This is a genomic window from Mesorhizobium sp. LCM 4577, from assembly GCF_001854795.2.
Classification (GTDB): Bacteria; Pseudomonadota; Alphaproteobacteria; order Rhizobiales; family Rhizobiaceae; genus Mesorhizobium; species Mesorhizobium plurifarium.
Genome location: NZ_MDDU01000001.1, coordinates 251,655 through 263,944, shown reverse-complemented (window position 1 = coordinate 263,944; position 12,290 = coordinate 251,655). Strand labels below are relative to the sequence as shown.

16 protein-coding genes are annotated in these 12,290 nt (G+C 63.2%); 7 read left to right on the top strand and 9 right to left on the bottom strand.

Going from position 1 to position 12,290, the window contains the following annotated elements:
- Positions 1–33: 33 nt before the first annotated feature.
- Positions 34–522, bottom strand: a complete 489-nt coding sequence (locus LCM4577_RS01310; RefSeq protein WP_071069167.1) for a MarR family winged helix-turn-helix transcriptional regulator — start codon at positions 520–522, stop codon at positions 34–36.
- Positions 523–617: 95 nt separating this feature from the next.
- Between LCM4577_RS01310 and LCM4577_RS01305 the strand changes: the two genes are divergently transcribed.
- A complete protein-coding gene (locus LCM4577_RS01305) occupies positions 618–785 on the top strand; it encodes a hypothetical protein (RefSeq protein WP_181170310.1) in 168 nt (55 codons plus the stop codon).
- A 198-nt stretch (positions 786–983) separates the two neighbouring features.
- Here the strand turns inward: LCM4577_RS01305 and LCM4577_RS01300 are convergent, their stop codons facing one another.
- From LCM4577_RS01300 to LCM4577_RS01290, 3 genes are all read right to left on the bottom strand, one after another.
- Positions 984–2,423 carry a GMC oxidoreductase gene (locus LCM4577_RS01300; RefSeq protein WP_071069164.1) on the bottom strand — a complete coding sequence of 480 codons (1,440 nt, stop codon included), beginning with the start codon at positions 2,421–2,423 and terminating at the stop codon, positions 984–986.
- Positions 2,420–2,593 carry a hypothetical protein gene (locus LCM4577_RS01295; protein ID WP_198541013.1) on the bottom strand — a complete coding sequence of 58 codons (174 nt, stop codon included), beginning with the start codon at positions 2,591–2,593 and terminating at the stop codon, positions 2,420–2,422. Before LCM4577_RS01295 ends, LCM4577_RS01300 begins: the two co-directional genes overlap by 4 nt.
- 275 nt (positions 2,594–2,868) lie before the next feature.
- A complete protein-coding gene (locus tag LCM4577_RS01290; protein WP_040984907.1) occupies positions 2,869–3,630 on the bottom strand; it encodes a GGDEF domain-containing protein in 762 nt (253 codons plus the stop codon).
- Between the two features lie 150 nt (positions 3,631–3,780).
- Between LCM4577_RS01290 and LCM4577_RS01285 the strand changes: the two genes are divergently transcribed.
- The gene (locus LCM4577_RS01285; protein ID WP_071069162.1) at positions 3,781–4,488 is read left to right on the top strand and encodes a pyrimidine 5'-nucleotidase; all 708 of its coding nucleotides are present in this window, start codon (positions 3,781–3,783) and stop codon (positions 4,486–4,488) included.
- A 59-nt stretch (positions 4,489–4,547) separates the two neighbouring features.
- Here the strand turns inward: LCM4577_RS01285 and LCM4577_RS01280 are convergent, their stop codons facing one another.
- The 3 genes from LCM4577_RS01280 to LCM4577_RS01270 form a co-directional block, all read right to left on the bottom strand.
- The gene (locus tag LCM4577_RS01280; RefSeq protein ID WP_071069161.1) at positions 4,548–5,015 is read right to left on the bottom strand and encodes a hypothetical protein; all 468 of its coding nucleotides are present in this window, start codon (positions 5,013–5,015) and stop codon (positions 4,548–4,550) included.
- Entirely contained in the window at positions 5,015–5,485 is a 471-nt protein-coding gene (locus LCM4577_RS01275; RefSeq protein ID WP_071069159.1) for a hypothetical protein, read from the bottom strand. The genes LCM4577_RS01280 and LCM4577_RS01275 overlap by 1 nt, the downstream gene beginning before the upstream one ends.
- Positions 5,486–5,689: 204 nt before the next feature.
- Positions 5,690–6,106, bottom strand: a complete 417-nt coding sequence (locus LCM4577_RS01270) for a hypothetical protein (protein ID WP_071069157.1) — start codon at positions 6,104–6,106, stop codon at positions 5,690–5,692.
- A gap of 295 nt (positions 6,107–6,401) precedes the next feature.
- On the opposite strand from LCM4577_RS01270, the gene LCM4577_RS01265 reads away from it, so the two are divergent.
- Together LCM4577_RS01265 and LCM4577_RS01260 are read left to right on the top strand one after the other, a co-directional pair.
- Entirely contained in the window at positions 6,402–7,064 is a 663-nt protein-coding gene (locus tag LCM4577_RS01265) for a sensor histidine kinase (protein ID WP_052457863.1), read from the top strand.
- Positions 7,065–7,448: 384 nt separating this feature from the next.
- Entirely contained in the window at positions 7,449–8,072 is a 624-nt protein-coding gene (locus LCM4577_RS01260) for a response regulator transcription factor (protein ID WP_244508190.1), read from the top strand.
- 146 nt (positions 8,073–8,218) lie between these two features.
- On the opposite strand, the gene LCM4577_RS01255 is transcribed toward LCM4577_RS01260, so the two are convergent.
- Positions 8,219–9,064 carry an LOG family protein gene (locus tag LCM4577_RS01255; protein ID WP_116389968.1) on the bottom strand — a complete coding sequence of 282 codons (846 nt, stop codon included), beginning with the start codon at positions 9,062–9,064 and terminating at the stop codon, positions 8,219–8,221.
- A 144-nt stretch (positions 9,065–9,208) separates the two neighbouring features.
- Between LCM4577_RS01255 and dapD the strand changes: the two genes are divergently transcribed.
- The 3 genes from dapD (at position 9,209) to LCM4577_RS01240 (ending at position 11,271) form a co-directional block, all read left to right on the top strand.
- Positions 9,209–10,063 carry a 2,3,4,5-tetrahydropyridine-2,6-dicarboxylate N-succinyltransferase gene (gene dapD / locus LCM4577_RS01250; protein ID WP_071069153.1) on the top strand — a complete coding sequence of 285 codons (855 nt, stop codon included), beginning with the start codon at positions 9,209–9,211 and terminating at the stop codon, positions 10,061–10,063.
- Between the two features lie 127 nt (positions 10,064–10,190).
- Positions 10,191–10,562: a DUF805 domain-containing protein gene (locus tag LCM4577_RS01245; protein WP_071031805.1), complete on the top strand. Its 372-nt coding sequence runs from the start codon at positions 10,191–10,193 to the stop codon at positions 10,560–10,562.
- A 7-nt stretch (positions 10,563–10,569) separates the two neighbouring features.
- Positions 10,570–11,271 carry a hypothetical protein gene (locus tag LCM4577_RS01240; RefSeq protein WP_071069151.1) on the top strand — a complete coding sequence of 234 codons (702 nt, stop codon included), beginning with the start codon at positions 10,570–10,572 and terminating at the stop codon, positions 11,269–11,271.
- On the opposite strand, the gene LCM4577_RS01235 is transcribed toward LCM4577_RS01240, so the two are convergent.
- On the bottom strand, positions 11,255–12,280 hold the full coding sequence (locus LCM4577_RS01235) for a 2-dehydropantoate 2-reductase (protein ID WP_071069149.1): 1,026 nt from the start codon (positions 12,278–12,280) through the stop codon (positions 11,255–11,257). The two genes, LCM4577_RS01240 and LCM4577_RS01235, sit on opposite strands and share 17 nt — an antisense overlap.
- Positions 12,281–12,290 lie beyond the last annotated feature (10 nt).

Here is a 12,290-nt window from a genome sequence, read left to right as displayed (position 1 = left end):
CAACCTTTCAAAATCCTGCGCTAAAACCTCTCGTTATGCCTTATCGGGCTCGGCCTTGATCCTGGTCAGCTGCTCGCTCTGCAGGTCGAGCGCGGCGTTGATGAAGCGCAGCACGGTCGCGAGCTCCGCATCGCTGAAGCTCGCCACCACCTTCTCGCCCTCCCGCGCGATCGCGCCGTAGTAGCGCTCCGACAATTCCCTGGTCAGGTCGGTCGCCTCGATCACCACCTTGCGCCTGTCCTCCAGGCTGCGGGTCCGGGTAACVTAGCCGCGCGCCTCCAGCCGGTCGATCAGGGCCGTCACCGCCGCCGGCGTCAGTCCCGWCGCCGCCGCCACGGCGCCCGCCGATTGCGGTCCGGCATAAAGCAGGCTGAGGCAATGCCGCTCGGCCGCGATCAGCCCGAGCCGCGCGCCCACCGCTTCGTCATAAGCCTGGGTGGCGTCCTGCCAGCGCATGACAGCGAGCCCGACGTCCCGGATCATTTCATCGCGCTTGGTGCTTGACGAATTTATTTCGATCATCTAACTATCAATTTGTCGAACATTCAGATTATCGTATCAATATGYGATGACGCCTTTTGCAAGACAAGGGCAAAGTCGCCGACAAGGAGTGAACAATGAGCCTGATTCAACAGCGCACCCCTCTCTCGAACGAGGAGGAATACAAATACGCCAAGCTGGCGATGGAATGGTATGGCTGGGGCTCGCCCATCGGCCTCGGCATCCTGCTGGTGGCGCTTGCCGCCGCGGCCGTGCTGGTGCGCGTCGCCGTCTACGGACTGTAAGCGAGCTCGCAATTTCCCGCAAAAGGCGCGCCAGGGCGGCGCCGGTTGCCACTCCAGAGCATGATGCCGAAAAGTGTGAGACGGTTTTCGGGCGACATCATGCTCTATCCTTTTGATTTAGAGCCGGATTCAGATTTCAGGTCGAACAGACCTGAAATCATCCGGCTCTAGGCGCCGGCGCCGCCGGCGTTTTTGAGATCAGACGGCGATCACCTTGCTCAGATGCTCGCCCAGGCGGCAGGCGAGCGCGGTGATGGTGGTGGTTGGGTTGCACTGACCCGACGTGCAGAACACCGAGGAGCCGCCGACATAGAGATTGTCCATGCCATGCACCTTGCAATTGGCGTCGACGACGCTCTTCAAGACATCGGAGCCCATACGGGTGCCGCCCATATGATGGTGGCCCGCCGTCTCCTCGTTGGTCGGATAATCGCCGCCATTGCTGATCCACTCGTCGATGCGGACACGGCCGAGATTCTTCTGAGCCAAGGTGGTGCCGAACAGCCTGAGGCCCTCCAGCAGGGTGCGGCGCTCGAGCGGCGACTTCTTCCAGCGCAGTTCGATGCGCGGCACGCCGGCGTGATCGACGTCGGTCTTCGACAGCTCGATCTGGTTCGAGGCGAGCGGCGCCTGCTCCCAGGCAACGTAGAGCTGGGCGGCGCAACGCAGCCTCTGGTCCAGCTGGGTCGACATCCACTCCGCCATGTTCGGCGCGGTGCAGGCAAGATCGGCGATCAGCTTCTTGACATTGGGATAGGGGCTCTCGATCAGGCGGACGCCGAAATTCATGATCTGCAGCCGCTCCATCGCGGCAAGCGTCGGCGAGAAGAAGGCTTCGTTCGACGCGTCGACCTCGAACTCCGAATAGTTGGCAAGAATGGCGTTGCCGCCCTGGAAGGTCGGATGTTCCATCCAGTAGCGACCGAGCGCTGCCGCATTCGGAACCACGCCGCCATTCGAGCGCTCGTTGGACCACAACAGCAGCCGTGAGTTCTCCAGCCCGCCGGTGCAGGTGACGAAATAGTCCGCCGTAAAGGTGCCGGCGTCCTGTCCGTTCGACCACAGCTTTGCGCCGGTGACGCGCCTGCCGTCGCCGATAAGCTCGGTGGCATAAGTGTTGAGCACGACGGCAATGTTTTTGTTCTTGTCGAGCTCGTCGGCGAATTTCTCGCCGAAACGAACCGCGGGGCTCTTGATCAACTGCACCCAGCGTATGTCGTCCGAAATCGGCACATCGGGGCGGAAGTCGGGAAGCTCGAGGATGTCATGGACTTCGCCAAGATAGGGCTCGATGTCGGCGCGGCTGATCGGCCAGCCGGTGTCCGGCGCCMAAGCCTTGGGCTCGAAATCTTGGCTGTCGAGCACGCGGCACCAGCCGGCCCAGTGGTTGGACGAGCCGCCCATGAAGCGCAGCCTGGTGATGTCGAGGTCGAAGTAGAAATCGCCGACCGTCTTGCCGCGGTAGAAATCCTGCGACTCGTCGCTGAATTCGCGCGAGCCCGCCTCCAGCACGACGACCGGGATGCCGGCGGCGCCGAGTTTCCTGGCGATCGTCGTGCCGGCGGGACCGGAGCCGAGGATGCAGGCCTTGGGTTTGAAGCCGGCCTGCCTATAGGCTTCGTGGCTGTCGAAGATCATGCGAGGTCGCTCCGCCGCAGGATCCAGCCATTGATCTCGACGATTTCATCGGGGTCGATCTCGCCAGGGTTGGCAGAGGCCGCCTGGTTGCGGAACAGCGACAGCGCGGGCAGCGCGATCAGCGCCTGAACGATCGCGCGGCGCGACATTTTGCTTATGAACCTGCTCATGACACGCCTCTCGATAGGGCCTCGATCCACGCATGCCGTTCCTGAACGGCACACATGCCGCCGAGGAGGCCAGTTTCGTGCCAAAGCCAGGCGAAAACCGCGTTACACGAGGAAGTTTAGTGCGGTTGAATCTGGACATGGTTAGGGCTTTCCTAAAGCGGGTCGCGCTGGACCCGACTCAGGCGCCACGCTTTTGAGTCCTTGTTTTGACGCATGTCATTGTCCCAAAACCGCTGCGCACTTTTGGCGACATGCGTGACGCCTGCGGCGAAGCTTCAAGCCGCTTCCGGAAGCTCGCGGTCGAGGATCGAAAGATTGCGGCCGCGGTTCTTGGCCTCGTAAAGCCTGCGATCGGCGGCGCGCATCAGATCGGAAACGGTCGCGCTCTCGCCGCAGCTTATGCCGCCGATCGAGACGGTGAGCGGCACGGTGCGTTCATCGACGGGGCGGAAACGGATCAGCTCGACCTCGCGGCGGATGCGCTCGGCGACATGCTTGGCTTCCGCTTCGCTGGCGCCGACCAGGAAAGCCGCGAACTCCTCGCCGCCGATGCGGCCGAGCACGTCGCCGCTGCGGATGCCGCGTTCGATAGCGCCGGCGATCAGAAGCAGCGCTTCGTCCCCCGTCAGATGACCGTAGCTGTCATTGATCCTCTTGAAGTGATCGGCGTCGATGATCAGCAGCGCGCCGCGATCGCTCTTGCGCCGCGACCCGTCGAGCGCGGCAAAGAAGGTTTCCCGGTTGAGCATGCCGGTCATGTCGTCGCGGCTTGCCTTTTCCGACAGGCGCCGGTGCGCCGCCGCGAGCTGCGCATGGGCCCGGGCAAGCTCGCGATGGGCGTTCTGCAACCGGTCGCTGTGCCAGAAGCTGCCGGCGCTGGCGGCCCAGGCGAGCACGAGCGGGCAGACCGTCGAAGCCAGCCAGACGGTGCGGCTCATCGGAAAGCCCATTGCCGGAACCACAATCATCGTCAACAACAGCGAGACAGCGACCGAGGCGAACGCCACGGCAGCGGCCTTCAGAAATATGCGACTCATCATTTGCTCCCAACGGAGAGCTTCTGTGCCAGCAAGCGTTAAAGGCGACCTTTCCGAGACTTTTAAAATTTGAAATGAGACGCCATTTTCACACTTCGTGACGCGCATAAGTTGTGGATAAAATCAGCCCCGGCATGCCATAAGAAACCCATGACAACGACACCCGATCCCGCCCGCTTCGCCCATGTCACGGACTGGGTGTTCGACCTCGACAACACGCTCTATCCGCATCACTCGAACCTGTTCGCGCAGATCGACGTGAAGATGACCGCCTATGTCGGCGAGCTGCTGACGCTTTCGCGCGAGGAGGCGCGCAAGCTGCAGAAGGAGCTTTACCTGGAATACGGCACGACGCTGAACGGGCTGATGAAGCGGCACGGCATCGACCCCGACGATTTCCTCGAGAGGGTTCACGACATCGACTATTCGCGGCTGGTGCCGGATCCGGTGCTGGGCGCGGCGATCCGCCAGCTTCCCGGGCGCAAATTCRTCTTCACCAATGGCGACCGCAGGMATGCCGAGCGCACCGCGCGCCAGCTCGGCATACTGGAACATTTCGACGACATCTTCGACATCGTCGCGGCCGGGCTGAACCCCAAGCCGGAGCGCCAGACCTATGAGCGTTTTGCCGAATTGCACTCGGTGACCGGACACAATGCGGTGATGTTCGAGGATCTGGCGCGCAATCTGGCCGTGCCGAAAACGCTTGGCATGACGACCGTGCTGGTGGTGCCGCGCAATTTCGAGCCGACCTTCTCGGAGATCTGGGAACGCGACCCGGCAAACGAGGACGACGTCGATTTCGTCACCGACGACCTCGCTGCCTTCCTGACCGCGATCGTCGACGTGGTGGCCTGAGTTCTGTTTGCGTTGGCTGGCGGCATGCCTTGGCGGAAGCCTGGGCGACACGCGCTAGACTAGTCGAAATCCGGAATCGTGCCGGGCGGCAGTCCCAGCCGGCCGTTCAGCTCCTTCAAAAACCGGCACAGGCCCGGATTGCCTGCGGCTGCCTGGCCGTTGCCATTGCCGTCGGACGAATAGCCGTTGCCATGGCCATTGCCGCAATTGGCGTTGCCGTTGAAGCTGCCGCCGTTGAAATTGCCGCTGAAGCTCCCGGCATTGCCATTGCCGTTGAAATTGCCGCTGTTGCCGTTGCCGTTGAAGTTGCCGGTATTCCCGCTGCCGTTGAAATTCCCGGTATTGCCAAGGCCGTTGGTGACGCCTGCGCCGATCGGAAGGTCGGAAATCCTGACCAGCGTCGAGGCATCGGCGGCCAAGAACGCGGCAAGCAGCGTGCCGAGCGCAAGGCCGTTGCCATCAAGCAGCCTCGCCGCAACCCGGCGCTTGCGAGGCCGAACGGACGCAGGTGATCTCAAGCCGGTCATCAGTGGTTTCCCCGGCCGTTGTGGTTGCCGTTGAAGGCGCCGACATTGCCGTTGCCGTTGAACGAGCCGCCGTTGAAGTTGCCGTTGCCGGCGCCGATGTTGCTGTTGCCGTTGTATTGGCCGGTGTTGGAGTTGCCGTTGAAGGCGCCGATGTTGCCGTTGCCGCTTGTCGGCGAGGTGTTGTTGTTGCCGTTGAAGGCGCCGACATTGCCGGTTCCGCTGTTGAAGGCGCCGACGTTGCCGGTGCCGCTGTTCTTGTAGCCGACATTGYCGCCGAAATTTCCGAGCGGGTCCATGCTCCTGACGTTGGCGCCGATGGCCTGGCCGTATTTGCCGACCGCTCCCTGGACGGCCGACATGCCGAAGGCCTGGCTGCCCGTCGCGGTGTCAGCCTTCGCCGCGGTTGCGCTCAACAATCCCAGGCATAGCGCCGGCCCCAGGCTTAGCACCGGTATGACGTAGCGTTTCATCTGCGGACTCCTTCCATGGCTTGGTTTTTGAATTGGGCTTGAAATCGGGACCTGCTTCAAAAAAGATTGGGCTTCGAAAAGGACTGGGACCGCCGGCGATATTCGCGATAGCCTTGCGCGGGGGACGGGCGCTTGGCTCGGCGGTCCCAGAGCCATCAGCGTCTTGCCAAACCGAAGCTTGGCGACGCTGGCGGTTGGACGGCGCTAGTGATTGCCGTTGCCGTTTCCGTTGCCGTTGCCGGCGCCCCAGTTGCCATTGCCGTTGGCATTGCCGTTGCTGATGCCGAAGTTGCCGTTGCCGTTGATGTTGCCGTTTCCGAGGCCGAAATTGCCGTTGCCGTTGCCATTGCCGTTGGCGGCGCCGGCATTGAGGTTGCCGTTATAGTTGCCGTTGAAGGCGCCCATATTGGCGTTGCCGTTGCCGTTGCCGTTGCCGAGGCCGAAATTGCCGTTGCCGTTGAAGTTGCCGTTGAMGGCGCCGGTGTTGGCATTGCCGTTGCCATTGCCGTTRCCGACGCCGACATTGCCGTTGCCGTTACCGTTGCCGCTACCGACCGAAAATGCGGATGCCGAACCGGTCAGAGCCGACAGGACGGCCGCGGCCAGGATGATCTTTCTCATGACGTTCTCCTTGGTTTGCGTTGAGCTTCCCGGCCAATTCAAGATGACCGGGAGGACGCTTCAAGGATGCACGCTGAAACAGCGCCGATGAATTCGGGCTGATCGGCAGGTGCCGTCGGTTTTTCTTCTGATCCCGGTGTCAGGAAAAGTTGAAGGGATGGGGAAAAAACTGACAGGCATAAAGGCATATGCCGGGTGTATATTGCGCGCACATTCATGCCTTTTCTCGCCGACCGGCGGGTGGCTTGCGACCCCCGCGACGGCAATGGGAAGAGAAGGGTTGATGTGGGCGGGTATGACCATAGGCAAGGACGACAAGGCCCTGCGCCGTAAACTGGCGCGGCGTTTGATCGCCGTGCAAGAAGAACAGCGCCTGCGTCTGTCGCGCGAGCTGCATGACGATCTGGGCCAGATGCTGGCCAGCATCGCGCTGGAGTTGCACAACGTCCGTGCAGGCTCCCGGGAACTGGACGATCGCCTCGCGCGCGCCACCGTGCTCGTCGACCAGTTGAGCGCCAAGGTGCATGACGCGGCCTGGAGTCTGCGGCCCGCGGATCTTGACCGGCTTGGACTTCGCGCCTCGGTCGAGGATCTGGCCACCATGCTTTGCGCGCAGCTTGGCATTTCCTGCGACGTGGATCTCGAAGCCCTTTCGAGTCCGCTTCCTCGTGAAATCGCCCTGACTCTTTACCGCATTGCGCAAGAGGCCCTCACCAATGTCGGCAAGCATGCCCAGCCGAGCCGCGTCAGCGTGACGGCGCACATCCACGACGACCGGATGCGCCTGACGATCGAGGATGATGGCCGCGGCTTTGACGGCGGCGCCGAACCTGGCCCGGGCCATCTGGGGCTTGCCGGGATGCGGGAGCGCCTCGCGCTGGTGGGAGGCGAATTGACCATCGAAACCGCCATGACGAAGGGGACCACCGTTTACGCGGACGTGCCTTTGGCAGGTTGAAGGGGGGATGAACGGCAGCGCTTTTCAGCGACAATGCGATCAGGCGGGGAAATGGYGGCGGCGGCCATTGGCCTGTTCGAGCTTCCGGCAAGTGTTTGTTTTTGCGTGGTTCCGGATGGAAAACTGCCGTGCAGTTTTCGCAGAAATTCATCTAAGTGAAGCGCTGCACATCCCGGACATTACGCCACGGCTTACAATCCGGCATCATTGGGTTAGGCGGGGGATGGCTTACCCGTTGCGGCCGTTAAGGCTTGTTGAGACATACGGGCGTCCCGCGCCAGGCGGGGCAGTTGCCTAGACCATCAAGGACAAGAGGGACCCTTTCCGCGTGACAGGGCCTTTGACAGACTGATGGAGGTTAAGGTGCACTGCAGGCGGATATTCGTGGTCGACGACCACCCGATCATCCTGTCCGGGGTAGGGGCAATGATCAACAGCCAGGACGACCTGACGATCGTCGGGCTTGCCAGGAATGCCGAAGATGCCCTTGAGGGGATCGGCAAGACGCTGCCCGATGTCGCCGTGGTCGACATTTCGCTTCCGGGCGTCAACGGGGTCACGCTGATCGAGCAGCTCGGCGAGCGCTTTCCCGAGATCAGCTGCATAGCGCTGACGGCGCATGAGGACCCCGGCTGCCTGCGCCAGGTGCTGGCGGCCGGCGGACGCGGCTTCGTGGTCAAGCGGTCGACCGCGACGGACCTGCTGCAGGCCATTCGCTGCGTATTGGCCGGCGACAATTATGTCGATCCGGCGCTTGCGGCGCGCATATTGAGCCCGCGCAGCGCCCCGCAGGGCGATCCCGGCAATCTCAGCGAACGGGAACGGTCGGTCATCCAGCTGGTGGCGCTCGGCTATAGCAACAAGGAAATCTCGTCCCGGCTCAACCTCAGCATAAAGACGATCGAGACCTATCGCACCAGGGCAACCGAGAAGCWCGAGCTGCACTCGCGGGCGGCCATCGTGCGCTTCGCGCATCTGAACGGCTGGCTGGCTGAGCTGCCGATATAGGCGGGCCGTGCCGTCCCGGGAACTGAAGAACTGAGGAACTGAGGAATTGAAGAATTGAGGAATTGGAGAATTGAAGAAAAAGGGCGTCCGAATCGTTCTTCATTTCTTCATTTCTTCAGTTCCTCAGTTCTTCAGTTCCTCAGTTCCTACTCCCCCAACTTGTAGAAGCGGCGGATGATGTCCCAGGCCTCGTCCGCCGTGTCGACGAAATCGATGATGTCCTGATCTCCAGGCGAGATCGTGCCCTGCTCGGCGAGGAAATCGAGATCGATCGCCCTTTGCCAGAACGCCTTGCCGAACAGGATGACCGGCACGCGCTCCATGCGCCCGGTCTGGATGAGCGTCAGCGTCTCGAAGAACTCGTCCATCGTGCCGAAGCCGCCCGGGAACACCGCGACCGCCTTGGCGCGCATGACGAAATGCATCTTGCGGATGGCGAAGTAGTGGAAGTTGAAGCAGAGCTCCGGCGTGACATAGGCGTTGGGCGCCTGCTCGTGCGGCAGCACGATGTTCAAGCCGATGGACGGGGCGCCGACGTCGTCGGCGCCGCGGTTGCCGGCCTCCATGACGCCAGGCCCACCGCCGGTGACGACGACATACTCGCGATAATAGGAGGTGGCCGACTGGCGCGAGCACAGACGGGCGAATTTGCGCGCTTCCTCGTAATATTTGCTGTTGGCCTCGAGGTTCTTCTTCTGCGTCTCGTTCTTCGCCGCCCAGGCCTCGCCGCCCGGCTCCGGCAGGCGGGCGCCGCCGAACAGGATGACGGTCGAGCGGATGCCGCGTTCGGCCAGGATCATCTCCGGCTTCAGCAGCTCGAGCTGGAGCCGCACGGCGCGCAATTCGCGCCGCGTCATGAAGTCGGGATCGTTCCAGGCCAGCCGGTAGGTTTCGGCACGTGTCTGCGGGGTATCCGGCACGCTTTTCGAGCGCTCCAGGTCCTCGTCCGAATGCGGCAGCGGCGTCCACCCTGCCTTTTCCATGGGAGTCATCGAATCCACCCGTCCAATTCCCTTACTTGCGCCGTCCCGTGACGCTGGCGCGATTGACCCCCATTAAGCCTTAACATAGGGTCCGCGCGACTTTTAAACAGGTTAAGGCTGAGCGCCTTAACAGCTTGGTAATGGAGCGAAATCATGTCGAAGCCCGATCTGGCGAGCCTCGAGGAGACCATCGAAAAGGCCTTCGAGGGGCGCGACGCGATTTCGACCGCGACGCGCGGCGAGACGCGCGTCGCCATCCAGGAGGCGCTCGACCTTCTCGATCGCGGCGTCGCCCGCGTCGCCGAACGGCGGGACGACGGCAAGTGGCATGTCAACCAGTGGCTGAAGAAGGCGGTGCTGCTCTCGTTCCGGCTGAACCCGATGGAGATCATCAAGGGCGGCCCGGGCGAGGCCGTGTGGTGGGACAAGGTGCCGTCCAAGTTCGACGGCTGGAGCGCGGTCGATTTCGAGAAGGCCGGCTTCCGCGCCGTGCCGTCCTCGGTGGTGCGCCGCTCGGCCTATGTCGCGCCGGGCGCCGTGCTGATGCCGTCCTTCGTCAATGTCGGCGCCTATGTCGATTCGGGCACCATGGTCGACACCTGGGCCTCGGTCGGCTCCTGCGCCCAGATCGGCAAGAACGTGCATCTTTCCGGCGGCGTCGGCATCGGCGGCGTGCTGGAGCCGATGCAGGCCGGCCCGACCATCATCGAGGACAATTGCTTCATCGGCGCGCGCTCCGAAGTGGTCGAAGGCTGCATCGTGCGCGAAGGCTCGGTGCTCGGCATGGGCGTGTTCATCGGCCAGTCGACCAAGATCGTCGACCGCGCCACCGGCGAGGTTTTCTACGGCGAAGTGCCGGCAAACTCGGTGGTGGTCGCCGGATCRCTGCCGGGCAAGCCGCTGCCGAATGGCGAACCGGGTCCGAGCCTCTACTGCGCCGTGATCGTCAAGCGCGTCGACGCCAAGACCCGTTCCAAGACCTCGATCAACGAATTGCTGCGCGATTGATCCTGCCTAAAGCGCGTCGCGATCTTTCAGATTCGCCCCCTGCGCTTTAGGTTTTGATCTTGCGCATGTCTTTGTCCCGAAACCGGTTCCCACTTTCGGGAGTCATGCTTTGACGGAGCGGGCGCGATTGTCTGAAAGATCGCAATTCCTCTGGGTGTTCTTCAGTCTTTCGGGGCGGCTGAGCCCGGTCGCCTATGCGCTGGCCGGGGTCTTGCTGGTGCTTGTCCAGTTTTTCCCGTTCTACCAGTTCGCGCGGGTTGAGCTGAACACCGCCGCCAGCCAGAACTGGGCCATGGTCTGCTGGGGGGTGCTGCTGATCTCGGCCTGGGCCACCTTCGCCGTAACGGCAAAGCGCTTCCATGATTTCGGCAAGCCGACCTATTTTGCGCTGATCTCGCTCATCATCGGGCCCATCCTGCTCGTCATCCTCGCCTGTTTCCGCAGCGATCCCGGGCCGAATCGCTACGGCAGGCGCACCAACGCGCCGGGCGATAGCTGACACGGCCATGCGCTACCGCACGCTCGATCCGCAACTGATCATCGAGACGGCCGAAAGGCTGGAGGGGCGGATCGGCGAACGCTTTCCGGAAGCCGGCCTGCGCGGCGTCTCGGCCGAGCTGGTGTCGCTGTCGCGGGACCTGGCCAGGGCTGCCAAGGAACTGGAGGCGCCGATCTGGTGGCTGCGCGGCGTCATCATCGCCGCCTTCGTCGCCGGCGTGGCGGTGTTCCTGTTCGTCGGCACGATCCTGCCGCTCGACCGCATCTCCGGCGCCGACGACGCCGCGCAGTCGATGCAAGGCATCGAGGCGACGATCACCACCGTCATCCTTGCCGTGCTCGGGTTGCTGGCGCTGGTCCGCACCGAGGAGCGCATCAAGCGCAAGAAGGTGTTCCGCCAGTTGCACGGACTGCGCTCGCTGATCCATGTCATCGACATGCACCAGCTGACCAAGGACCCGGCGGCGCTGGCGGCCGACTTCAAGCCGACCGCGCACTCGCCGCAGCGCATCACCAATGCCGCCGACCTTGCGCGCTATCTCGACTATTGCTCGGAGATGCTGTCGATCGCCGGCAAGATCGCGGCGCTGTTCGCGCAATCGGTCAATGACGACGTCGTCATCGACGGTGTCAACGATATCGAGAATCTGAGCTCCAACCTGTCGCGCAAGATCTGGCAGAAGATCACGCTGATCAAGGACCGCCGTTGACGTTCCGCGCCATCAGCTTCGGCGGACCGCGCTTTTCCGCTTCCGCCTGACGTATAAGCGCGGCGACGCGTTCGTTGACCGGCGTCGGAGTGCCGGTTTGCCTGGCCAGTCGAATGATGGCGCCCTGCAATTCCTCGATCTCGGTCGGGCGGCCGCGCTTGAGATCGTCCCACATCGACGAGCGCGCCTGAGGGTCGATCGCCAGCATGCGGCGCGCCAGGAGGCCGAACAGCCAGTCGGGAAGCCGCAGCACTTTCGGCAGCAGCGCCGGCGGCAGGCCGGTGATGCGCGCCGGCGCGATGCCTGCGGCCTTCATCGCGGCGAGCGCCTCGTCGATCTCAGCGGCGAGGATGCCGCGCCAGCTTCGGTCGGCCAATTGCCTTGCCAGCGGCAGGTCGGAGAGCGCCACCAGCGCATTGTTGAGGTTCATCAGCAATTTGCCCCACTGCACCGCCTTCATGTCGGCGCGCGCTTCGACGGCGAGCCCATCGACGTCGAGCAGATCGACGAGCCCGTCGACGCCGGCATCGATCATCACCTCGCCCTGGCTGGCGCGATGCACGTGGAACGGCGGCTCGCCGTCCGCAGATTGGACGACGTTGAACATCACCATGCCGGTCAGCACCCGCCGTCCCGGGAGCGCGGCGCRCAACCTGTCGGCATTGTCGACACCATTCTGCAGGCTGACCACCACCGCATCCGGGCGCCCATGGGCGCCGATCAGCCTGCCCATCTCCGCGGTCGCGCCGCTCTTGACCGTCACCAGGATGACATCCGCGTCGGGCAGCGCCGCCGCCGGATCGTCGGTGACGGCAGTCGCCTGCGCCGCGGGGCGACGGTCGCGGCCATCGAGATCGCTGATGCGCAACCCGCTTTCGCGCAGCGCCTCGACGATGCGGCCGCGACCGAGGAAAACCACTTCGCGTCCGGCGAGAGCCAGGCAGCCGCCGACATAGCATCCAATACTGCCGGCGCCGGCTATCGCAATGACGCTTGTTTCACTGGCCATGCATTCGTCC

Bases quoted from the DNA above. Each gene is read 5' to 3' on its own strand.
- LCM4577_RS01290 (WP_040984907.1), bottom strand. From the start codon at position 3,630: ATGAGTCGCATATTTCTGAAGGCCGCTGCCGTGGCGTTCGCCTCGGTC.
- LCM4577_RS01280 (WP_071069161.1), bottom strand. From the start codon at position 5,015: ATGACCGGCTTGAGATCACCTGCGTCCGTTCGGCCTCGCAAGCGCCGG.
- LCM4577_RS01295 (WP_198541013.1), bottom strand. From the start codon at position 2,593: ATGAGCAGGTTCATAAGCAAAATGTCGCGCCGCGCGATCGTTCAGGCG.
- LCM4577_RS01255 (WP_116389968.1), bottom strand. From the start codon at position 9,064: ATGACTCCCATGGAAAAGGCAGGGTGGACGCCGCTGCCGCATTCGGAC.
- LCM4577_RS01305 (WP_181170310.1), top strand. From the start codon at position 618: ATGAGCCTGATTCAACAGCGCACCCCTCTCTCGAACGAGGAGGAATAC.
- LCM4577_RS01240 (WP_071069151.1), top strand. From the start codon at position 10,570: ATGCGCTACCGCACGCTCGATCCGCAACTGATCATCGAGACGGCCGAA.
- LCM4577_RS01265 (WP_052457863.1), top strand. From the start codon at position 6,402: ATGACCATAGGCAAGGACGACAAGGCCCTGCGCCGTAAACTGGCGCGG.